19 protein-coding genes are annotated in these 20,975 nt (G+C 71.1%); 5 read left to right on the top strand and 14 right to left on the bottom strand.

Going from position 1 to position 20,975, the window contains the following annotated elements; all coding sequences use genetic code 11:
* Positions 1–329 precede the first annotated feature (329 nt).
* Positions 330–626: a hypothetical protein gene (locus tag ACIBR0_RS09930; RefSeq protein ID WP_396714026.1), complete on the top strand. Its 297-nt coding sequence runs from the start codon at positions 330–332 to the stop codon at positions 624–626.
* A gap of 69 nt (positions 627–695) precedes the next feature.
* Here ACIBR0_RS09930 and ACIBR0_RS09925 read toward each other — a convergent pair whose 3' ends face one another.
* Positions 696–1,775: an adenosine deaminase gene (locus ACIBR0_RS09925; RefSeq protein WP_396714024.1), complete on the bottom strand. Its 1,080-nt coding sequence runs from the start codon at positions 1,773–1,775 to the stop codon at positions 696–698.
* A 152-nt stretch (positions 1,776–1,927) separates the two neighbouring features.
* On the opposite strand from ACIBR0_RS09925, the gene ACIBR0_RS09920 reads away from it, so the two are divergent.
* Positions 1,928–2,824 (top strand): putative RNA methyltransferase, encoded by an 897-nt coding sequence (locus ACIBR0_RS09920; protein WP_396714022.1) that lies wholly within the window; start codon positions 1,928–1,930, stop codon positions 2,822–2,824.
* On the opposite strand, the gene ACIBR0_RS09915 is transcribed toward ACIBR0_RS09920, so the two are convergent.
* The 9 genes from ACIBR0_RS09915 to ACIBR0_RS09875 all read right to left on the bottom strand — a co-directional run bounded on the left by ACIBR0_RS09915 (position 2,821) and on the right by ACIBR0_RS09875 (position 12,786).
* Positions 2,821–3,501, bottom strand: a complete 681-nt coding sequence (locus ACIBR0_RS09915) for a DUF4272 domain-containing protein (protein ID WP_396714020.1) — start codon at positions 3,499–3,501, stop codon at positions 2,821–2,823. The genes ACIBR0_RS09920 and ACIBR0_RS09915 overlap by 4 nt on opposite strands.
* A gap of 91 nt (positions 3,502–3,592) precedes the next feature.
* Complete coding sequence (locus tag ACIBR0_RS09910) at positions 3,593–4,873, bottom strand: thymidine phosphorylase (RefSeq protein ID WP_396714018.1); 1,281 nt, start codon at positions 4,871–4,873, stop codon at positions 3,593–3,595.
* Positions 4,874–4,934: 61 nt separating this feature from the next.
* Positions 4,935–5,639 carry a cytidine deaminase gene (locus ACIBR0_RS09905; RefSeq protein WP_396714016.1) on the bottom strand — a complete coding sequence of 235 codons (705 nt, stop codon included), beginning with the start codon at positions 5,637–5,639 and terminating at the stop codon, positions 4,935–4,937.
* A 12-nt stretch (positions 5,640–5,651) separates the two neighbouring features.
* Positions 5,652–6,932: an ABC transporter permease gene (locus ACIBR0_RS09900; RefSeq protein ID WP_396714014.1), complete on the bottom strand. Its 1,281-nt coding sequence runs from the start codon at positions 6,930–6,932 to the stop codon at positions 5,652–5,654.
* A 3-nt stretch (positions 6,933–6,935) separates the two neighbouring features.
* Entirely contained in the window at positions 6,936–8,261 is a 1,326-nt protein-coding gene (locus ACIBR0_RS09895; RefSeq protein ID WP_396714012.1) for an ABC transporter permease, read from the bottom strand.
* On the bottom strand, positions 8,258–9,805 hold the full coding sequence (locus ACIBR0_RS09890) for an ABC transporter ATP-binding protein (protein WP_396714330.1): 1,548 nt from the start codon (positions 9,803–9,805) through the stop codon (positions 8,258–8,260). Before ACIBR0_RS09890 ends, ACIBR0_RS09895 begins: the two co-directional genes overlap by 4 nt.
* Positions 9,806–10,065: 260 nt before the next feature.
* Entirely contained in the window at positions 10,066–11,130 is a 1,065-nt protein-coding gene (locus tag ACIBR0_RS09885; RefSeq protein ID WP_396714328.1) for a BMP family protein, read from the bottom strand.
* A gap of 277 nt (positions 11,131–11,407) precedes the next feature.
* A complete protein-coding gene (locus ACIBR0_RS09880; protein ID WP_357030193.1) occupies positions 11,408–11,749 on the bottom strand; it encodes a hypothetical protein in 342 nt (113 codons plus the stop codon).
* A 47-nt stretch (positions 11,750–11,796) separates the two neighbouring features.
* A complete protein-coding gene (locus ACIBR0_RS09875) occupies positions 11,797–12,786 on the bottom strand; it encodes a hypothetical protein (protein ID WP_396714009.1) in 990 nt (329 codons plus the stop codon).
* A 98-nt stretch (positions 12,787–12,884) separates the two neighbouring features.
* Between ACIBR0_RS09875 and ACIBR0_RS09870 the strand changes: the two genes are divergently transcribed.
* Positions 12,885–13,481 (top strand): TetR/AcrR family transcriptional regulator, encoded by a 597-nt coding sequence (locus tag ACIBR0_RS09870; RefSeq protein ID WP_396714007.1) that lies wholly within the window; start codon positions 12,885–12,887, stop codon positions 13,479–13,481.
* Between the two features lie 68 nt (positions 13,482–13,549).
* Here ACIBR0_RS09870 and ACIBR0_RS09865 read toward each other — a convergent pair whose 3' ends face one another.
* The 3 genes from ACIBR0_RS09865 to ACIBR0_RS09855 form a co-directional block, all read right to left on the bottom strand.
* A complete protein-coding gene (locus ACIBR0_RS09865; RefSeq protein WP_396714005.1) occupies positions 13,550–14,461 on the bottom strand; it encodes a sugar ABC transporter permease in 912 nt (303 codons plus the stop codon).
* A gap of 1 nt (position 14,462) precedes the next feature.
* A complete protein-coding gene (locus ACIBR0_RS09860) occupies positions 14,463–15,482 on the bottom strand; it encodes a carbohydrate ABC transporter permease (protein WP_396714003.1) in 1,020 nt (339 codons plus the stop codon).
* 109 nt (positions 15,483–15,591) lie between these two features.
* A complete protein-coding gene (locus ACIBR0_RS09855) occupies positions 15,592–16,893 on the bottom strand; it encodes an extracellular solute-binding protein (protein WP_396714001.1) in 1,302 nt (433 codons plus the stop codon).
* A gap of 351 nt (positions 16,894–17,244) precedes the next feature.
* On the opposite strand from ACIBR0_RS09855, the gene ACIBR0_RS09850 reads away from it, so the two are divergent.
* Positions 17,245–18,327 carry a LacI family DNA-binding transcriptional regulator gene (locus tag ACIBR0_RS09850; RefSeq protein ID WP_357030205.1) on the top strand — a complete coding sequence of 361 codons (1,083 nt, stop codon included), beginning with the start codon at positions 17,245–17,247 and terminating at the stop codon, positions 18,325–18,327.
* A 388-nt stretch (positions 18,328–18,715) separates the two neighbouring features.
* A complete protein-coding gene (locus ACIBR0_RS09845) occupies positions 18,716–20,350 on the top strand; it encodes a glycoside hydrolase family 13 protein (RefSeq protein ID WP_396713999.1) in 1,635 nt (544 codons plus the stop codon).
* Between the two features lie 146 nt (positions 20,351–20,496).
* Here the strand turns inward: ACIBR0_RS09845 and ACIBR0_RS09840 are convergent, their stop codons facing one another.
* Positions 20,497–20,937, bottom strand: coding sequence for a hypothetical protein (locus tag ACIBR0_RS09840; protein WP_396713997.1), 441 nt, complete (start codon positions 20,935–20,937; stop codon positions 20,497–20,499).
* Positions 20,938–20,975 lie beyond the last annotated feature (38 nt).

Here is a 20,975-nt window from a genome sequence, read left to right as displayed (position 1 = left end):
GGCCGGAGTAACTGAAGGTTATGGAACACCCCTACCGCGTCATCCTCCTCGCCGGCCCTTCCGGCTCCGGAAAGTCGTACATAGCGGAGCGAACTGGCCTGCCAGTGCTCTGTCTGGACGACTTCTACAAGGACGGCGATGACCCTACGTTGCCGCGACAGAACGGCCTGGTCGACTGGGAATCGCCCCTGTCCTGGGACGCCGATTCGGCCGTGGAGACGATTGCCCGACTGGCCCGCGAAGGTCGGGCCGAAGTACCGGTCTATGCGATCGATCAGGACCGACGGGTGGCCACCCGGCCATTCGACCTGGCCGGATCGCCACTTTTCGTGGCCGAAGGGATTTTCGCCGCCGAGATCGTCGCCGAGTGCCACCGGCGCGGCCTGGTCGCCGGGGCGTACGCGCTGCGGCGACCCCGTGGGGCGACCTTCGTCCGCCGGCTCGCCCGGGACCTCGCCGAACAGCGCAAGGCACCCCGGGTGCTGCTCCGCCGGGGGGTGGAGTTGCTGCGGGCGGAGCCGGCGGTGCTGCGCCGGCAGACCGGCCTCGGCGCGGAGGCGGCCCGCGCCGGCGAGGTGCTGCGCCGCGTGGCGGGCCTGCTCGCCGGCCACCCGCACCGTCCCTGATCCGGCACGACACGCCGGCCGTCGGGGTGTGAGATCGGACACCCGGCGGGACGGCGGCGCCCGTACGGCTCAGCCCAGCAGCTTGGCGTACGCCGGTTTGATCACCTCGTCGATGATCCGCAGCCGCTCGTCGAACGGGATGAACGCGCTCTTCATCGCGTTGATCGTGAACCACCGGAGTTCGGCCCAGCCGTAGCCGAAGGCGTCCACCAGCAGCGCCATCTCCCGGGACATCGAGGTGCCGCTCATCAGGCGGTTGTCGGTGTTGACCGTCACCCGGAACCGCAGGTCGCGCAGCAGCCCGATCGGGTGGTCGGCGATCGAGGCGACCGCGCCGGTCTGCACGTTGGACGACGGGCAGAGCTCCAGCGGGATCCGCTTGTCCCGCACGTACGCGGCCAGCCGGCCCAGCACCGGCGCCTCCCCGGGCGTGATGTCGTCCACGATCCGTACGCCGTGGCCGAGGCGGTCGGCTCCGCACCACTGGATCGCCTGCCAGATGGAGGGCAGCCCGAACGCCTCGCCGGCGTGGATGGTGAAGTGGAAGTTCTCCCGCTGGAGGTACTCGAAGGCGTCCAGGTGCCGGGTGGGAGGGAACCCCGCCTCCGCGCCCGCGATGTCGAAGCCCACCACCCCGGTGTCCCGGTGCCGCACCGCCAGCTCGGCGATCTCCTGCGAGCGGGCGGCGTGCCGCATGGCCGTGAGCAGCGTGCCGACCCGGATCGGCGTACCGGCAGCCGCGGCCTCCGCGCTGCCCTCGGCGAACCCGGCCAGCACCGCCTCGACCACCTCGTCCAGGCTCAGGTCACGCTCCAGGTGCTGCTCCGGAGCGAAGCGGACCTCCGCGTACACCACCCCGTCGGCGGCCAGGTCGAGCGCGCACTCCCGGGCCACCCGGCGCAGCGCCGACGCGGTCTGCATGACGGCGACGGTGTGCGCGAAGGTCTCCAGGTAGCGCTCCAGCGAGCCGGAGTCGGCCGCCGCCACGAACCAACGGCCCAGGGCCTCCGGCTCGGTGGTGGGCAGCTCGTGTCCGACCTCGGCGGCCAGCTCCACGATCGTCGCCGGCCGCAGCCCACCGTCGAGATGATCGTGCAGCAGCGCCTTCGGGACCTTGACGATGTCCTCGTACCGGATTGTCGCGACCATGACCCGACCCTAGTGGGCGCGGGTCCGGCGACCGACGAGGACCAGCCGGTCCGGGTGCCGGCACCGGGCCGGCTGGCCGGCCTGCGAGGATGAGCCGGTGAGCGTCGCACGCCGGACCGTACGGCACCTGCCGGGTGCCCTGGACGCCTGACGTGGATCCGCGCATCGTCGACCGGCTCCGCTGCCCGGTCTGCACCGAGCCGCTGGCCGAGGTGGCCGCCGGCACCGCCCGCGCCCTGCGTTGCTCCCGTCGGCACAGCTTCGACGTGGCGCGGCAGGGCTACGTGAACCTGCTGGCCGGCCGCGCCCCGCACGTCGGGGACACCGCCGAGATGGTCGCCGCACGCGCCGACTTCCTGGCTGCCGGTCACTACGACGTGATCTCGTCGGCCCTCGCCCGTGCCGCCGTCGCAGCCACCGACCGCGGAGCGCAGGGTGGGCGCGGCGTCGGGGCGTACCCCCTGGTCGTCGACGCCGGTGCGGGCACCGGCCGGCACCTCGCGGCGGTGCTGGCGGCGCTGCCGGACGCCGCCGGCCTGGCCCTGGACGTCGCCAAGCCGGCGCTGCGCCGCGCCGCCCGCGCCCATCCGCGGGCCGCCGCGGCGCTCGCCGACACCTGGCAGCGGCTGCCGCTGGCCGACGGCTCCACCGCCGTGCTGCTCAACGTCTTCGCCCCCCGCAACGGCGCGGAGTTCCACCGGGTCCTCGACCCGGCCGGGACGCTGCTCGTGGTGACCCCGGCGGAGGACCACCTCGCCGAGCTGGTCGGAGCGCTGGGCCTGCTCCGGGTCGACCCGGCGAAGGCCGACCGGGTCTCCGACAGCCTGGGCGGGCACTTCACCGAGGCGGCCTCCGAGGTGCACCGGCGCGAGCTGGAGCTGACCGGACCGGAGGTCGCGACGCTGGTCGGGATGGGTCCGAGCGCCTGGCACACCGACCCGGCCGGCCTGGCGGCCCGGATCACCGCGCTCGGCGAGCCGGTACGGGTGACCGTCGCCGTACGGCTCGGCGCCTGGCTCCCCCGTCAGGGCCTGCGTCAAAGCCCCTAGGTGGAGAGGTCGACCTCTTCCCAGCCGGGCGGCTCGTCGTGGTACGGGCCGCGCAGGATCACCGCCCACTCCAGCGCCCACCGGCGCTGCCCGATCGCGTTGGCGTCGACCACCCCGGGCAGCGCCCGGCCGGCCTTCTCGGCCTCCAGGTACGCCCAGTCCAGGCAGTAGTGCAGGTCGAGCAGGGCCGCCGCGTCGGCGGGGTGCTGCGGGGCGGCGAGGATCCGCGTGCGCCACTGCCCGAAGGTCTCCCCGGCGGCGATGTGCGGCATGCGCTCCACCAGCCGCTCGTCCACCGGCAGCGTCGGGTCGAGCTGTTTGGTCAGGCCGATCACCCAGGTGAGCGCGAAGAGCGCGTCGTGGTGCAGCACGAAGGACCGGTGGTCGCCCTTGCCGCCGGTGACGAAGTGCCACTCCGGCGGGGTCACCATCTCGACCAGGTGGGAGGCGAGCAGCCAGCTCATCGCCGCCTGCGGCGGCATACCGAAGCAGCGGGCCAGGATCAGGTGCAGTACCGCGATCCGCGCCTCGATCTCCCGGGTCGGACGCAGCTCGATCTCGTCGCCGGGTTCCCAGACCAGGGGGTACTGGGGTGGCGGCAACGGCAGCCCCATCCGGACCAGCTCGTCGAGGCTCGCCTCGCGCACGGCGCGCGGATCGGGGGCAGGTACGGTCACGGCGAAATCCTGTCTTTCACGACTGCTCGGCGCCGGTGGTCCCCCTGGCGAGGGAGGATAGCCCCACCGGCCCGCCTTCCGAAATGCCGGCTCAGCCGATCCGCTCGATGACCAGTGGCGACGTGGTCGGTGCCGCCGGCGCGATCCGCACCGCCCGGGCCGCCTCGGCGAGCGCCGCCGGAATCCGGGTGGCGTCGTCGGCGCGCAGCTCGTACAGGGGGTCGCCGGCCCGCACCGGATCGCCCGGCCGCTTGTGCAGCACGACACCGGCCGGCACGCTGACCGGGTCCTCCTTGCGGGCCCGTCCGGCGCCGAGCCGCCACGCGGCCACCCCCATGGCGTACGCGTCGACCTCCGCCACGAAGCCGTCCGCGTCGGCACGGACCACCTCGACCTCGGCGGCGGACGGCATCGGGGCGTCCGGGTCGCCGTCCTGCGCCCGGATCATCGACCGCCAGGCGTCCATCGCCCGGCCGTCGCGCAGCGCCGCCTCCGGGTCGGCGTCCGGCAGGCCGGCCGCGTCGAGCATCTCCCGGGCCAGCGCGAGGGTCAGCTCCACCACGTCGGCGGGACCACCACCGGCCAGCACCTCGACCGACTCGGTCACCTCGACGGCGTTGCCGATCGTCAGGCCGAGCGGGGTGGACATGTCGGTGAGCAGGGCGACGGTCTTCACGCCGTGGGCGCCACCCAGCTCGACCATCGTGCGGGCCAGCTCGCGCGCCTGGTCGACCGACTTCATGAACGCGCCGGAGCCGACCTTGACGTCGAGCACCAGCGCGCCGGTCCCCTCGGCGATCTTCTTGCTCATGATGGAGCTGGCGATCAGCGGGATCGCCTCGACGGTGCCGGTGACGTCGCGCAGCGCGTACAGCTTGCGGTCGGCGGGGGCGAGCCCGGCCCCGGCGGCGCAGACGACCGCGCCGACGTCGCGGAGCTGGGCGATGAACTCCTCGTTGCTCAGCGCCGCCCGCCAGCCGGGAATGGACTCCAGCTTGTCCAGGGTGCCGCCGGTGTGGCCGAGACCGCGACCGCTGAGCTGCGGTACGGCCGCGCCGCAGGCCGCCACCAGCGGGGTGAGCGGCAGAGTGATCTTGTCGCCGACGCCGCCGGTGGAGTGCTTGTCCACGGTCGGCCGGTCGACCGCCGACAGGTCGAGGCGCTCACCGCTGGCGATCATCGCGGCGGTCCACCGGGCGATCTCCGGTGCGGTCATGCCGTTCAGCAGGATCGCCATGGCCAGGGCCGACATCTGCTCGTCCGCGACCACCCCCCGGGTGTACGCGTCCACCACCCAGTCGATCTGCGCGTCGGAGAGCACACCTCCGTCGCGCTTCGTCCGGATGACGTCGACCGCCGCAAAACCACTCATCACAAGATCTCTCATCTAGTCGGTGCGGACACCGGTCCGCGAACCGCGACCGCCGACAGGCTCAGGACGACCAGCGGACCGGGATCTCCATCGGCGGATCGCCCTCGCCGGCCCAGAAGATCGTGCCCGAGGCGTCCACCACCACCACGCGTGGTGTCCGGGCCAGGCCCCAGGTGACCGCCTCCGCCGGAGCGTCCCAGGTGGGACCCTCCTCCAGCACGCCGGTCTCGGCGCCCTCGGTGTCGCCGGCCGACCGCTCCCAGTAGGCCGTCCAGATCTGCTGTCCGGCCGACAGGTCGGGATGCACGAAGACCGTGCCCCGCCCGCGCCAGGCGGCGAGCCGCTCGGGGACCACCGGCACCGGGGCCGCCGCGGTCACCGCGTCCAGGTCGGCCACGTCGAAGGCGTGCGGCAGCAGCTCGGCCATCCGCAGCGGGCCGCCCTTCGCCTCCACCAGGCACTCCGGGCCGCCGTTCTCCCACAGCAACTGCCGGCACCGGCCGCACGGCATGAGCGGCTCACCGGTGGCGTCGACGCAGGACAGCGCCACGAGCCGGCCCCCGCCGCTGGCGTGCAGCGAGGACACCACACCGCACTCCGCGCAGAGGGTGACGCCGTACGCGGCGTTCTCCACGTTGCAGCCGACCACGACCCGGCCGTCGTCGACCAGCGCGGCGGCACCCACCGGGAACCTCGAGTACGGCACGTACGCGTGCCGCATCACGTCGGTCGCGGCGGCCCGCAGCCGTTCCCAATCGATCTCCATGTCGCGCTCCCGTCAGCCCTTGATGTACGGCTTGCCGTCGGCGGCCGGCGCCCGTACCCGTCCAACGAGCCCGGCCACGGCCAGAATCGTCGCGAGGTACGGCAGCATGGCCAGGAACTGGCTCGGGATGGTGCTGTTGATCGCGCTGAGGTACGTGGCGAGCTGGTCGGCGAAGCCGAAGAAGAGCGCCGCGAGCAGCGCGCCGGTCGGGCTCCACCGGCCGAAGATCAGGGCGGCGAGGGCGATGAAGCCCTTACCGCCGATCATGTTCTTGGTGAACGAGTACAGCGCCAGGGTGTAGGAGGCACCGCCGATGCCGGCCACCACGCCCGCGAGCACCACGTTCAGGTACCGCAGGCGGAGCACCCGTACGCCGAGGGTGTCGGCCGCGATCGGGTGCTCGCCGACCGCGCGGGTCCGCAGGCCCCAACGGGTACGGAACAGCGCGATGTGGATCACCAGCACCAGCAGCAGGCCAAGGTAGAGGAAGATGTTGCCGCGGAAGAGCGCGGGGCCGAGCAGCGGGATGTCCGACAGCAGCGGGATCTCCCAGTTGCTGAACCGGGGCGCGCTGTTGTACTCCTGCGCGTTGGTCTGCATCAGGCGCTCGTAGAGGAAGCCGGTCACGCCCACCGCGAGCAGGTTCAGCACGATGCCCATGACCACCTGGTCGACCAGGTAGCGGATGGCGAAGACGGCCAGCAGCAGCGAGATGAACGCGCCGCCGATCGCGGCGGCGACCAGACCCACCCAGACGCTGCCGGAGATGCTGCCGAAGAGCGCGCCGCTGAACGCCCCCATCAGCAGTTGGCCCTCGATGGCCACGTTCACCACGCCGGACCGCTCGCAGAGCACGCCGGCGAGTGCGCCGAAGATCAGCGGCAGGGCCAGGATGAAGGTGCCCCGGACGATGTTGACCAGCGGCATGAAGTTCTGCCCGGTCGGCGCCGCGGACACCTGCCAGCACAGGAAGCTCAGCACGAAGCCGACCAGCCCGACACCGAGCACCAGGGTGAACCAGCGCTTCGGCAGCCCGGCGAGCATCGCCACGCCGGCGGCGATCGCGACCAGGCCGAACAGGATCGCGCCGATCGTGCCGTTGACCTCCAGCGCGGCGCCGGCGGCGTCCTCGCTGAGGGTGAAGCGGGCCCGCTGGTCGGTGGCGAGCGCCCCGAACAGGACCGCGCCGAGCAGGCCGAGCGCGAGCAGCACGACGCCGACCTTGCGCGTACGGGTCCAGAACCCCTGGTCGACCGGGGCGACCGCGACGTTCTCGACAGCCATGGTGGACACGGGTCACCAGCCCTTCGCGAGGCTCGTCTGGAGCCGGGCGGCCCGCGCGGCCCGGAGCTGGAAGATCGCCTTCACCAGGGCCGGCGCGGCGATGAAGATGACGATCAGCGCCTGGAGCACGGTGACCAGCTCCAGCGAGATCCCGGAGTACGACTGCATCCGGTTGCCGCCGGCCTGGAGCGCGCCGAAGAGCAGCGCGGCCAGCGCGACGCCCCACGGCTTCACCCGGCCGAGCAGCGCGACCAGGATGCCGTCGAAGCCGATCTGCGCCACCACCAGCGGAGTCAGGGCGCTCGCCGTGGTGCCGAGGACCATCTGCGAGCCGCCGAGGCCGGCGAGGGCACCGGCGAAGACCATGATCAGGACGTACGTCTTGGTGACGCTGATGCCGGCGGTGCGGGCGGCGTCCGGGTTGGCGCCCACGGCGCGCAGCTCGAAGCCGAGCGTCGAGCGGTTGAGCAGCCAGGCCACCGCCCAGGTGGCGAGCACCGCCACGATGATGCCGGCGTGCACCCGCAGCCCGTCGCCGAGCAGTCGGGGCAGCTGCGCCGAGGCGTCCACCGACTTGCTGATCGCGTCCGTACGGTTCGGGTCCTGAACCCCGTTCTGCACGATCAGCCAGGTCAGGAAGTAGACGGCGATGTAGTTGAGCATGATCGTGTTGATCACCTCGTGGGCGCCGGTCCGCGCCTTGAGGATGCCCGGGATGAAGCCCCAGATCGCGCCGCCCAGCGCGCCGGCGAGCACCGCGACGAGCAGGTGCAGGCCGGGCGGCAGCGGCAGCAGGAAGCCGGCCAGCGCGGCCAGGATGACACCCATGGTGGCCTGGCCCTGCGCACCGATGTTGAACAGGCCGCCCCGGAAGGCGAGCGCCACCGACAGGCCGGTGAAGACCAGCGGCGCGGTGTACGTCAGCGTCTCCGAGATCGGGCTGAGCGCCGCGTTGAAGCCCACGGCGTCCGGGTCGAAGACGGCGCCCTTGAACAGGTTCCCGTACGCCTCGCTGACCAGCGTCCAACTGGCGTTGATCGCGTCGGCCGGGCGGGCGGTGATGTAGCTGTAGGTGGCGAGAACCTCCGGGTCGGACACGATCATCAGCACCGCGCCGACGAGCATCGCCAGCACCAGCGACAGCAGCGTCACGGTGAAGGTGTTGGCCGCCCAGAGGTTGTCCAGGAACAGCCGGCCGAGCGACGGCCGCCCCTCGGGCGCCGGCCGCTTCGGCGTGGTCGCCGACTCGGCCTGCTCGGTGTTGCCGAGCGCGGTCTGCGCGGCCTGCGCCTCGGTCGCCGGCTCCTTGTCCGGAGAACCGGGGTTGGGAGTGCTCATGCCTTGTCCTCGCTGCCGGGGCCCTCGGGGGCCGGAGCCGCGCTGTCGGTGGTGGCCGGGCCGCCGGTCGTCCCGCTGCCGGTGCCGGTGGTCGCGCTGTCGGGGGCGATGCCGGCCATCAGCAGGCCGATCTCCTCACGCGGGGTGTCCGGGCCGACGATGCCGATGATCCGGCCGCGGTACATGACCGCGATCCGGTCGGCGAGGCCGATCACCTCGTCCAGCTCGCTGGAGACGACCATGACGGCGGTGCCGATGTCGCGCTCGCGGATGACCCGGCTGTGGATGAACTCGATCGAGCCAACGTCGACGCCGCGGGTCGGCTGGGCGGCGATGAAGAGCTTCAGCGGCCGGGACAGCTCCCGGGCCACGATCACCTTCTGCTGGTTGCCGCCGGAGAGGGTCCCCACCGGCGCTTCGGCCGAGGAGGTCCGGACGTCGAACTGCTCGATCCGCTCCTTCGCCGACGTGGCGATGGCGTCCGGCTTGAGCGCCAGCCCCTTGCCGTACGGCGGCCGGTCGTAGATGTCCAGCACCAGGTTCTCGGCGACGCTGAACTCCTTGACCAGGCCGTCGACGCTGCGGTCCTCGGGCACGTAGCCGACGCCCGCGCGGAGCACCTTCTTGGTCGACCAGCCGTGCACCGGCTGCCCGTCCAGGGTCACCGTGCCGGCGAGCGTCGGACGCAGGCCCATGATGGCCTCGATCAGCTCGGTCTGGCCGTTGCCCTGCACACCCGCGACGCCCAGCACCTCACCGGCGTGCACGGTCAGGTCCACTCCGTCGACGGCGCGCACCTGCCGGTCGTCGTCGACGACCAGGCCGGCGACCTCCAGGATCGGCTTGCCCGGGGTGGCCGGCTGCTTGTCCACGGTGAGGCGGACGCTGCGGCCGACCATGAGGGCGGCCAGTTCGTCGCGGCTCGCCTCCGGGGAGGCGGTGCCGACGGTCTTTCCGCGCCGGATCACGGTGATCCGGTCGGCGATGGCCTTGACCTCGCCGAGCTTGTGGGTGATGAAGACGATCGACTTGCCGGCGGCCTTGAGCGACCGCATCACGGTCAGCAGTTCCTCGGTCTCCTGCGGAGTGAGCACCGCGGTGGGCTCGTCCAGGATCAGCAGGTCCACGTCCCGGGTGAGCGCCTTGACGATCTCCACCCGCTGCTGGATGCCGACCGGCAGGTCCTCGACGATCGCGTCCGGGTCGACCCGCAGGTTGTAGCGGGCGGAGACCTCGGCGACCTCGCGCCGGGCCCGCCGCCGGTCCAGGAAGCCGGCCAGGCCGCCGCGGACCTGCTCGGCGCCGAGCATGATGTTCTCCGCGACGGTGAAGACCGGTACGAGCATGAAGTGCTGGTGCACCATGCCGATGCCAGCCCCGATCGCGTCGGACGGGCCCCTCAGCTTCAGCGGCTTTCCGTCGACCAGGATCTCGCCCTCGTCGGGCTGGTAGAGCCCGTAGAGCACGTTCATCAGGGTCGACTTGCCGGCGCCGTTCTCGCCGAGCAGGGCGTGGATCTCTCCAGGCTCCACCGTCAGGTCGATGTGATCGTTGGCGACCAGATCACCGAACCGCTTGGTGATGCCGCGCAGTTCGAGTCTCAGCGCAACCTCCTGGAGTGCGAAGCGATGGTGCAGCGTAGCTGCCGGGGCGCCGGGGGGCGCGCGGACCCGTCGTCGGGGCGGAGCGGATCGGCCGCCCCCGCGCCACGGTGTGCCCGTGGCGCGGGAGCGGCCGATCGTGGTGCCGTGCCACTCGCCGGCCTACCCCGATGATCGTCCCATCGTGGTCGGCCGGCGGTGGGTCACTTCGGCTGGGCCGCGGACTCGACCTTGATGGTGCCGGCGGCGATGTCCGCCTTCAGCTTGTCGATCTCCGTCTTCAGCTCGGCCGGGACCTTGCTGTCGAACTCGTTGTACGGAGCCAGCGAGACGCCGTTGTTGGCCAGGGTGCCCAGGAAGCCCGGGTTGGCCTCGAGCTTCTCACCGTTGGCGGCCTTGAGCACGGCCTCCTTCACGGCGTCCGGGATGTTCTTGACCACGGTGCTGATGATCACCGGGCAGTCCGGGGTGCTCTTGCAGCCGTCGACGTCCACCCAGATGGTGTTGTACTTGCCACCGGAGGCCTTGGCCGCACTGGTGGTCCCGAGGCCGGCGCCGCCGGCGACCGGCATGATGATGTCGGCACCCTGGGCGACCAGCGCGTCGCTGACCTTCTTGCCCTCGTCCTGCTTCACGAAGTCGTTGGTGAAGGAGCCCTTCTGGGTCGCCTTGTCCCAACCGAGAACGCGGACGTTCTTGCTCTTGGTCTTGTTGTAGTGCGCGACGCCGTCGGCGTACCCGTCCATGAAGATGGTCACCGGCGGGATCGGCAGACCACCGTAGGTGCCCACCGCGCCGGTCTTCGTCATGCCGGCGGCCAGGTAGCCGGCGAGGAACGCCGCCTGGGCGGTGTCGAACTGCATCGGGTAGACGTTGCTCTCCGGCACCTTCGCGTCGACGATGCCGAACTGCTGGTCCGGATTCGCCGCCGCGACCTTGGACGTGGCGGTGCCCATCAGGCCACCGACGGCCAGGATGAAGTCGCAGTCCTGGTTGACGTACTGGGTCAGGTTGACCTCGTAGTCCGCCTCGGCCTTCGACGCGACGTACTTCGTCGTGATGTTGTTGTTCTCGGCCTTGGCGGCCTCGAGGCCGGCCCACGCCGAGGTGTTGAACGACTTGTCGTCGATGCCGCCGACGTCGGTCACCATGCAGGCGTTGTACTTCTTGCCGCCGTCACCGGCGCCGTTGTTCTCGTCCGGGGCCTCGCCACAGGCGGCGGCGCTCAGCACGAGCCCACCCACCGCCAGGACCGAGGCGATCCGCATCCCACGCACCGAGCGCAAGACGTCTCCTTCCCATTGCCCACCGCGTTCCCGCGATGGGCAGCCCTTGCGCCGGCCTGCCCTGCGCCGCCGGCGTCCCACGTTACGGACGGGAGCGTACGCCCGCGCCCACCCACCGGCCGACAATCGTGCACGACTGTTGAGCCCCTGTTACCCCTACGTAACCCTTGCGTGGGGCACATCACTCTCAGTGCTGGTCGAGGGCCGTGCGGGCGACGCCTTTCGTCCGTTTTCCGAGGCCGCTTCCCCTATCCGAAAGCTACCGCCAGAACACCGCCACCGCCGCGTTAACCAGGGTCAACCCGACGATCGCCAGGAAGTGGCCACGGTTGACGTCGGCCCGCTTCCGGGAGAAGAAGACCATGACAAAGATGAGCAGCGCGAGCACCAGTTTGGTAACAAGCTTCGCGGGGTCCGGCTCGTCGCCGTCCCGCAGCGGGGCGGCGAGCCCGATGCCGGTCAGCAGGCCGATCACCGAACCCCACAGCATGGCCGCGTTGATCCGCAGCCGCCCGCTGACGTACTGGGCGACCGCCCCGCCGAGGAGCAGCGCGAAACCGATCAGATGGACGTAGAGGAGTACCAGTCTCAGAGCTTCCACAGGCGACATCCTCCCCCATGAACGACGCTTTGTAGTAGGGGGCCAGTTCAGCCGGCGCGTCCCGGCGCGGCCACCTCGGCGGGACCGACCGGGCGACGGGCGCGATCCCCGAGCGCCACCAGGGTCAGACCGAGCACCGCGTACCCGGCCAGGACCGCCGCCGCGCGGCCCGCGCCGGCACCGTCGAAGAAGGCCGCCGAGCGGAGCAGGGTGCCGCCGGCGCCGACCGGCAGCCACTGCCCGAGGGCCCCCCAGGGCTGCGGGAGCAGCTCCGGAGCGGCGCTGACCGCGGACAGCGGGTTGCCGACCAGGAACACCAGCAGCGCACCCAGCCCGAGGCCCGCGCGTCCGAGCAGTGCGCCGAGCCCGGCCACGGTGGCCGCGGCGGCGAGCGCGAACAGGCCGATCGCCGCCGCTTCGGTGAACCATCCACCGTCGATGACGCCCAGCCACCCGTGCAGCACCGCCGCGCCGACCGCGCCGGCGAGCACCCCGTAGGCCAGCAGTCCGGTCAGCCGCGCCGTGCGGCCGGTGACCAGCAGGGTCAGCAGGAGCCCGGCGAGCATGCTGGTCAGCGCCAGCGGCAGGAAGCCCGCGCCGAAGCCGGCCCCCCGGAGGTCGTCCGGATCGCCGGGCACCACGTCGACCACGGCGACCGGCCGCCCGCCGGAGAGCTGACCGGCGGCCTCGGTGAGCAGCGCGGCGACGGTGGGGCCGGCGGCGGAGGCGGTGTGCAGGGAGACGCCGTGCGGGCCGGTGACGAAGGCGGCGTACACCTCCCGGTCGCGCAACGCCCGGTCGGCCGCCGTCGCGTCGGGCACGGTGGTGACCGCGAAGGCCCCGGGACGGGCGGCCGTGAGCCGGTCGGCCAGTTCGTCGGCGACGGGCGCGGGGCCCGCGACGGCGACCGGCAGATCGCGCGGCGCGAGGTTCGCGGCCGGCGCCGCGAAGAGGGGTACGAGCAGCGCCTGGACCCCGACCGCCAGCGCGGCGATCAGGGCGGCGAGCAGCAGGGGCGATCGGGTACGGGTCGACATGGTGCACTCCTAAAACGAATGCTCGTTCTCTATAGCTCCAGACTCCCCCGCTGGCGTCGTCGCTGTCAAGAACGAGCGTTCGCTTTACGATGTATCCCGTGCCACGTGTCTCGGAGGAACATCTCGCCGCCCGCCGCCGCCAGATCGTCGAGGCGGCCCGCCGGTGCTTCCTGCGCGACGGCTTCCACCGCACGACCATGCAGGACGTCATCGCCGAGGCGGGCCTCTCGGTGGGGGCGGTCTACCGCTACTTCCCGAGCAAGGCCGATCTGATCAAGGCGATCGCCGAGGACGCGATCGGCGGCGCGGGTGCGGTGCTCGCCGAGACGATCCGCCAGGACCCGCCCCTGCCGCTGCTGGACGCGCTCGACCGCGCCCTGAGGTACGTGGAGACCCAGGCCGGCGAGGAGGGCGTCCTGCGGATCGCCATCCAGGTCTGGGGCGAGGCACAGCGGGACCCGGCCCTGGGCGCCTTCGTCGCCGCCACGTACGACGGCTTCCGTCGCCACTTCGAGACGCTCGCCCGGCAGGCGCAGCGCACCGGGGAGCTACCGGCCGAGGCCGACCCGGAAGCCGTCGCCGCCGCCCTCTTCGCCCTGGTGCCGGGCTGGTTCCTCCAGGTCGTCCTCACCGGCGGGCCGGACCGCGAGACCTACCTCGCCGGCGTCCGCGCCCTCCTGCGGCCCACCCGCTGACCCCACGAACGACGACGGGGGCGGACACCGGTCGGTGTCCACCCCCGTCGTGACGGTCGTCCCGCGTGTCAGCCCTTCGTGCCGCCGGCGGTGAGGCCGGAGACGAGGTGCCGCTGGGCGACCATGAACACCAGGCCGGCCGGGATGGTGACGAGCACCGCCGCCGCCGTCAGGTACTCCCACTGCGGGTTGAACTGCGGCACGAACTGCTGGAGCCCGTACGCCAGGGTGAACTTGTTGTCGGTCTGGATGAACGCCGACGCGTACGCCACCTCACCCCAGGCGGTGAGGAAGGTGTAGAAGGCGGTCACCGCCACGGCCGGGCGGGCCAGCGGCAGGATGATCCGCCAGAAGATGGTGAACGGGCCGCACCCGTCCAGCGCCGCCGCCTCGTCCAGCGAGGTGGGGATGGAGTCGAAGTAGCCCTTCAACATCCAGGCACAGAAGGGAACCGCGATGGTCAGGTACGCGATGATCAACGCGGGCAGCGTGTTGATCAGCCCCAGCCGCGCCATGATCGTGTAGATCGGCACGATCAGGATGGCCACCGGGAACATCTGGGTGACCAGGAAGACCAGCATCAGCGGACGGCGGCCCGGGAAGTTGAACCGGGACACCGCGTAGCCGGTGGTGGCCGAGAAGAAGATGCCGATGAGCATGGTGAACGCCGCGACGATCACCGAGTTCAGCAGCCACTTCGGGAAGTTGGTGTCGAAGAGCACGTAGCTGTAGTTGGCCAGGGTCGGGTCCTTGACCAGCGTCAGGTCGCTGCTCTGCACCGCGTACCCGGGCTTGAACGACGACAGCAGCACCCAGGCGATCGGGCCGATCGCGATCAGCGAGGCGAGGATCAGCGTGCCGTGCAGCAGCAGGGACCTGGCCGGGCTGCGGCCGCTGCGCCCGGGCCGCCTGACGGCACGGGTCTTGACGGCCCCGACCGCGGCGGGAGTCGCCGCCACCGGCGTTGTCAGCTGGCTCATGTCACCACACCTCGCCTTGCTTGCGCAGGATCCGCCGGTAGAACACGGAGAACACCAGCAGGATCGACAGGATCAGCACGCCGTAGGTGGAGGCGAGCGAGTAGTTCCGGATGCCCTCGAACGCCGCCCGGTACGCGCCGGTCACCAGGATCTCGGTCTGGCCGGCCGGCTGTCCCTCGGTCACCAGGAAGATGATCGGGAACATGTTGAACGTCCAGATGGTGCCGAGCAGGACCACCGTCATGCTGACCGGGCGCAGGCCCGGCAGGGTGATGTTGCGGAACCGCTGCCACGGGGTGGCGCCGTCGATCTCGGCGGCTTCGTACAGCTCACCCGGGATCGTCTGCATGCCGCCGAGCAGGGCGACCATCATGAACGGCACGCCGAGCCAGATGTTGGTGACGATCGCGGTGAACAGCGACGTCCACTGGTTGGCGAACCAGTCCACCGGGTCGATGCCGAGCGAGGAGAGCAGTGAGTTGGCCAGGCCGAAGCGCTCGTTGAAGATGAACTTCCAGGCGAAGGCGCTGACGAAGGCCGGCACCGCCCAGGGCAGCACCAGCAGCACCCGGTAGAGGCCGCGGCCCCACATCGGGCGGTTCAGCATGACGGCCAGTCCGAGACCGAGGCCGTAGTGGAACACGACGCATGCGACGGTCCAGATCAGCGTGATGCCGGTCCACTGCCAGAACTCGCCGACGTTGCCACTGAGAACGTTGATGTAGTTGTCGAGGCCGACGAACTCCCACTTGTTGGGGTTGTCGTTGCAGACCTCGCTACCGGTGATCGACTTGGTGCAGATCTCGGCGGCCTGGTTGGCCTCGGTGAGGTTGGTCAGGGAGATCCAGACCCCGCGGAACAGCGGGTAGAAGATCAGGACCGCCAGGACGATGACGACGGGCAGGACCATCGCCCAGGCGTACCAGTGCTTCTCCCAGCTGCGTCGCAGCCGGGAGGGTGGTGCGGAGCGGCGGCCGGACGGCGCGGCTTTCGGCGCCGGATCGGCTGTCACAGTGCTCATCAGCTGTGCTCCAGGGGAGAGTTCCGGCAGGGCCCGGTGACCGCGAGGTCACCGAACCCTGCCGGATGCCGAAGGTGGTCGCCGGCCGCTGCCAGCGCCTACGGTGAGGTCAGAGCCCGTAGGAGGGAACGACCTCGGCCTTGTACTTCTTCGCAACCTCGTCGAGCGCGGCCTTCGGGTCCTTGTTCTGGATCAGGACCTCGGTGGCCATCTGGTCCAGCGGGCCGAAGAACTGGCCGGCCTCGGGGATCCACGGACGACCCACGGCCGCCTCGACGACCGGCTGGTACGCCGCGACGATCGGGTTGTTCTTGACCGCGTCGAGGTTGTAGGCCGACTTGCGGGTCGGCAGCAGGCCCAGCTTCTCCGACACGAACGCCTGGGACTCGGCGGAGCTCATGAACTTCACGAACGCGACGGCCGCGTCGATCTTCTCCTGCGGCATGCCGGAGTAGATCGTGTAGTTGTGGCCACCGACCGGGCCACCGGCCTTGGCGGAGCCGCCCGGAACCGGGGCGATGCCCAGGTTCTCCAGGCCACCGAAGCCCGGCGCCTGCTTGACGTTGTTGACCTCCCACGGGCCGTTGATGACCATGGCGACCTTCTTCTCCTTGAAGAGGGTCATCATGGTGCCGTAGGAGTCGTTGGCGGACGGCTTGGCGGCCGCACCGCTGGCGATCAGGTCCTTGGCGATCTTCAGCCCGGCGACGTTCTGCTCCGAGTTGATGGTGATCTTCTTGTTCTGGGTGTCGACCAGGTCGCCGCCCTCGCCGTACATGAACGGCAGCATGAAGTAGCCGGCCGGGTTGATGTACACACCCTCGGCGCCGGTCTTCTGCTTGATGGTCTGCGAGACGGTCTTCAGCTCGGCCCAGGTCTTGGGCGGCGAGGTGATGCCGGCCTTGGTCAGCAGTTCCTTGTTGTACATGAGCGACAGGGTGTCGGTCACCTGCGGGACGCCGTAGGTCTTGCCGTCGAACTTGTTCGAGGCGAGCGGGGTCTCCAGGAAGTCCGACTCTTCGCTCAGCAGCTCGGAGCCGTCCAGCGCGTAGAGGTAACCGAGAGAGGCGAACTCCGGCACCCAGGCAACCTCGGCCCGCAGGATGTCCGGCGCGCCCGTCTTGGCCTGCGCGGCGGTCTTGAACTTGTTCTGGGCCTCACCGAACGGGACCGACTGGTAGTTGACCTTGACGTTCGGGTAGGTCTGGTTGAACTTGGCGATCAGCTCCTGGAACGCCGGACCCTCGTTCTTCGGGTCGGACGTGTCCCACCAGGTGAGTTCGGCCTTGAGGGCTGCGGGATCGGCCTTCGGCGTCTCCTCCGTGGCCTTGTCCTCCCCGCCACAGGCGGCGAGGGCGAGAGCAAGGGTGGTGGAGGCGAGAACGGCGATCCCCTTGGCTGTGCGACGCATGTTCGCTCCTAGATTGCCTGCCGGGTATCGGCGCGACGGTAGCAAGAAGTTTCGGGATTAGAAACCCCTTGCGAACGTGCTTGCAACAACCGAGCCCGTCTTGTCATCTGACACTCCCTCGCATGGGGCCTTTGGGACAAACCAGCAGGGCTCGACGTGGTCAACATCCCATCTCGGTGACCGGGGCAGGACCCTACGTCACCTGCCCATCCGTCGACAGGGCCGGCAGCGCGGCGCTGTCGCCCGCCCGGAAGGCGTCGCCTGACGAGGCCCGCCGATCATGCCTGCTCGAATCTGCAAGAACTTGCCGGCCACTGCGCAAGAACTATCCGGTGAGCTACAGTGCCGACCATGCGCGCTCGTCTGTCCGACATCGCCCAGCAGGCCGAAGTCAGCGAGGCCACGGTGTCGCGGGTGCTCAACGACCGCCCGGGAGTGGCCCCTGAGACCCGGCAGGCCGTCCTGACCGCCCTCGACGTGCTCGGCTACGAGCGCCCGGCCCGCCTGCGCAAGCGCAGTGCCGGCCTGGTGGGCCTGGTGGTCCCGGAACTCGACAACCCGATCTTCCCGGCCTTCGCCCAGATCATCGAGTCGGCACTGGCGCCCACCGGGTTCACGCCCGTGCTCTGCACCCAGACCCCGGGCGGTGTCCGCGAGGACGAGTACGTCGAGATGCTGCTCGACCGCCAGGTCTCCGGCATCGTGTTCGTCTCCGGCCTGCACGCCGACACCGCCGCCGACCACGACCGCTACCGCGCGCTGCTCGCCCGTCCGCTGCCGGTCGTCATGATCAACGGCTACGCGCCCGGCATCTCGGCGCCCTTCGTCTCCTGCGACGACCGGGAGGCGGCCGAACTGGCCGTCGCCCACCTGGTCGCCCTCGGGCACCGCCGGATCGGCCTGATCACCGGCCCGGACCGGTTCGTGCCCGTGCAGCGCAAGGTCGGCGGCTACCTGGCGGCCATGAAGCGCCTGACCGACGTCACCGACGACGAGCTCTCCGAGCTGACCGAGCTGTCCCTGTTCGGCGTGGAGGGCGGCGAGGCGGCCGCCGCACGGCTGCTGGACCGGGGCGTCACCGGCATCGTCTGCGGGTCGGACCTGATGGCGCTCGGTGCGATCCGGGCCGCCCGCCAGCGCGGCCTGTCCGTTCCTGCCGACCTGTCCGTGGTCGGCTACGACGACTCCCCGCTGATGGCGTTCACCGACCCGCCGCTGACCACCATGCGCCAGCCGGTGACGGCCATGGCGGTGGCCGCGGTGCGCGCCCTGGTCGACGAGATCAACGGGCACGCCTCCCCGCACTCGGAGTACCTCTTCCGTCCGGAACTGGTGGTGCGCGGCTCCACCGCGGTCGCCCGCGCGGCGGCCGGGTCGGGTGACAGCCCGGCACGCCAGCGGGCCACACCGTCCGCGCTCGCCGTCTCCGCCTGACACCCCGCCACGCCACGCCACGCCACCCCGCCACGCCACTGCGCCACGCCACGCCGCCCACCGTCCGAGGGCCGGCGTCGGTCGGCCCGTCTCCCCCCGGGCCGGACACCTGTGGCGTGCGCTGTCGAGCTGAGCCATCAACGACATCAGGGATCGACAGCCCGCTCGGACCGGACGATCCATCGCCGACATCAGCTCGACAGGACCCGAACCTCGGGGTGCCGACCCGGCGGCGTACCGACGGGTAGCGTGACCGCTGTCATTTCTTGCGCAAGCATTGCTTGACTCTTGCAGCAAGCGAGCGGCATTCTTCTCAGACACCCGCGTGTCACCACCCGGCCGCGCCGCAGTGCCGCTGTCCCGAGCCAGAGAACGGGGAACGCCTCCGATGACCGTCAGCAACCCCACGCCGCTGACCTCCGACGACGACTGGTGGCGCTCCGCGGTCGTCTACCAGGTCTACGTCCGCAGCTTCGCCGACTCGAACTCCGACGGCATCGGAGACCTCCAGGGCATCCGGGAGCGCCTGCCGTACCTGCGGGACCTCGGGGTCGACGCGCTCTGGCTGACCCCCTTCTACACCTCGCCGATGGTCGACGGCGGCTACGACGTGGCCGACTACCGCGACGTCGACCCCATGTTCGGCACCCTCACCGACTTCGACAACATGATCGCCGACGCCCACGCGCTGGGGCTGCGGATCATCGTCGACCTCGTACCGAACCACACCTCCGACGCGCACCCCTGGTTCCAGGCCGCCCTGGCCGCCGGCCCGGGCTCCCCCGAGCGGGAGCGCTACCTCTTCGCCGAGGGTCGGGGCGAGAACGGTGACGAGCCCCCGAACGACTGGGAGAGCATCTTCGGTGGCCCGGCCTGGACGCGGCTGCCGGACGGCCAGTGGTACCTGCACCTGTTCGACCCGGCCCAGCCCGACCTGAACTGGCGCAACCCCGAGGTCCGCTCCGAGTTCGAGGGCGTGCTGCGCTTCTGGCTGGACCGCGGCGTCGACGGCTTCCGGATCGACGTGGCGCACGGGATGATCAAGGCCGAGGGGCTTCCGGACGTCGGCTTCAGCACGATGACCACCGGTCAGCGTCAGGTGGAGCTGCTCGGCAAGGGCCGACTCCCCTACTTCGACCAGGACGAGGTGCACGAGATCTACCGGGCCTGGCGGCCGATCCTGGACAGCTACCCCGGCGGCCGGATGGCCGTGGCCGAGGCGTGGGCGGAGACCCCGCAGCGGCTGGCCCGCTACATCGGGGCCGACGAGCTGCACCAGGCGTTCAGCTTCGACTTTCTCGACGCCACCTGGTCCGCCGACTCGTTCCGCAAGGTGATCGACACCGCGCTCGCCGAGTCGACAATCGTCGGCGCGCCGACCACCTGGGTCCTGTCGAACCACGACAAGCAGCGGCACGTCACCCGCTACGGCGACGGCGCCGAGGGGCTGCGCCGCGCTCGCGCCGCCTCCCTGCTGATGCTGGCCCTGCCCGGCTGCGCGTACCTCTACCAGGGCGAGGAACTCGGCCTGCCGGAGGTGCTGGACCTGCCCGACGAGATGCGGCAGGACCCGCAGTTCCTCCGTACCGGCGAGAGCCGCGACGGCTGCCGGGTGCCGATCCCGTGGAGCGGCGAGCTGTCCCCGTACGGCTTCGGGCCGGAGGGCAGCGAGCTGAGCTGGCTGCCGGCCCCCGCGACCTGGCGTGCCCTCTCGGTGGCCGCCCAGGCCGGCGTGCCCGGCTCGACGCTGGAGCTCTACCGCGCGGCGCTGCACGTACGGCGCGCGCACCCGGCGCTGTCCACCGGCGCGTCCGGCATCACCTGGCTGGAGACCGAGCCCGGCGTGCTCGCCTTCAGCCGCAACGCCGGCGAGGCCGTGTTGACCTGCGTGGTCAACATCAGCGGCGCGCCGGCCCTGATCGACGGGTACGGCGAACCGGTCGTGGCCAGCGAGGCGCTCACCGGGCAGGGCTCCGGCCACCTGCTCCCGGTCGACGCCGCCGCCTGGTTCGAACGCCGCTGAGCGGGTATCCCGTCATCGACCTGGTCGTCCGTTGTGCTCCGCGCCGACGGGCGGCTGGGCAACCGACCCCTTGTGGTGGGGGGTGAGGTGGCGTCGGCGCCTCGCGGAGCACGCTCCGTGAGGCGCCGACGTTCCATCTCGGGTGATCAGTCCGCCCGGCCGGTCAGCCTCGCCGCGATCCGGCCGAAGCCCGCGCGCAGCTCCGCCTCGGAGGGTGCGGGCAGTGGTTCGAGGCGGTCCTCGGCGGCCGCCGCCTCCAGCTCCTCGTCGATCGTGTCCTCGTAGTCGCCGTAGAGGTCGGCGTCGTCGACCCGGGCCACCTCGTCCTCGGCGGCGATCTGGGCGGCGGCGATCTCGCCGCGGATCTCCTCCGCCGACACCGCCGGCAACAACGGCTCGACCACCGCCATGAGCTGCTCCTCGGCGACGACCGCCTCGGCCAGCGCGAGGGCGTGGGCTCGCTCGTACGGCCCGCAGACCACCGGTTCCCACTCGTCGACGTCGCCGAGCGGGCCGAAGGTGATGATCCACGGCAGGCCGAGCATCGGCGAGTCTTCCGGCAGGTCGAGTGTCACGAGAGCGCCCACGCGCCCATCATGGTCCCCCGGTGCGGGGACGCGGGGGC

Source organism: Micromonospora sp. NPDC049497 (assembly GCF_044465805.1).
In the GTDB taxonomy this organism is placed as follows: Bacteria; Actinomycetota; Actinomycetes; order Mycobacteriales; family Micromonosporaceae; genus Micromonospora.
Note: the sequence above shows the minus strand (reverse complement) of the source record. Positions and strands in the feature narration are given on the sequence as shown.

Bases quoted from the DNA above. Each gene is read 5' to 3' on its own strand.
- ACIBR0_RS09925 (WP_396714024.1), bottom strand. From the start codon at position 1,775: ATGGTCGCGACAATCCGGTACGAGGACATCGTCAAGGTCCCGAAGGCG.
- ACIBR0_RS09910 (WP_396714018.1), bottom strand. From the start codon at position 4,873: ATGAGTGGTTTTGCGGCGGTCGACGTCATCCGGACGAAGCGCGACGGA.
- ACIBR0_RS09905 (WP_396714016.1), bottom strand. From the start codon at position 5,639: ATGGAGATCGATTGGGAACGGCTGCGGGCCGCCGCGACCGACGTGATG.
- ACIBR0_RS09895 (WP_396714012.1), bottom strand. From the start codon at position 8,261: ATGAGCACTCCCAACCCCGGTTCTCCGGACAAGGAGCCGGCGACCGAG.
- ACIBR0_RS09885 (WP_396714328.1), bottom strand. From the start codon at position 11,130: ATGCGGATCGCCTCGGTCCTGGCGGTGGGTGGGCTCGTGCTGAGCGCC.
- ACIBR0_RS09875 (WP_396714009.1), bottom strand. From the start codon at position 12,786: ATGTCGACCCGTACCCGATCGCCCCTGCTGCTCGCCGCCCTGATCGCC.
- ACIBR0_RS09865 (WP_396714005.1), bottom strand. From the start codon at position 14,461: ATGAGCCAGCTGACAACGCCGGTGGCGGCGACTCCCGCCGCGGTCGGG.
- ACIBR0_RS09860 (WP_396714003.1), bottom strand. From the start codon at position 15,482: ATGAGCACTGTGACAGCCGATCCGGCGCCGAAAGCCGCGCCGTCCGGC.
- ACIBR0_RS09855 (WP_396714001.1), bottom strand. From the start codon at position 16,893: ATGCGTCGCACAGCCAAGGGGATCGCCGTTCTCGCCTCCACCACCCTT.
- ACIBR0_RS09850 (WP_357030205.1), top strand. From the start codon at position 17,245: ATGCGCGCTCGTCTGTCCGACATCGCCCAGCAGGCCGAAGTCAGCGAG.
- ACIBR0_RS09845 (WP_396713999.1), top strand. From the start codon at position 18,716: ATGACCGTCAGCAACCCCACGCCGCTGACCTCCGACGACGACTGGTGG.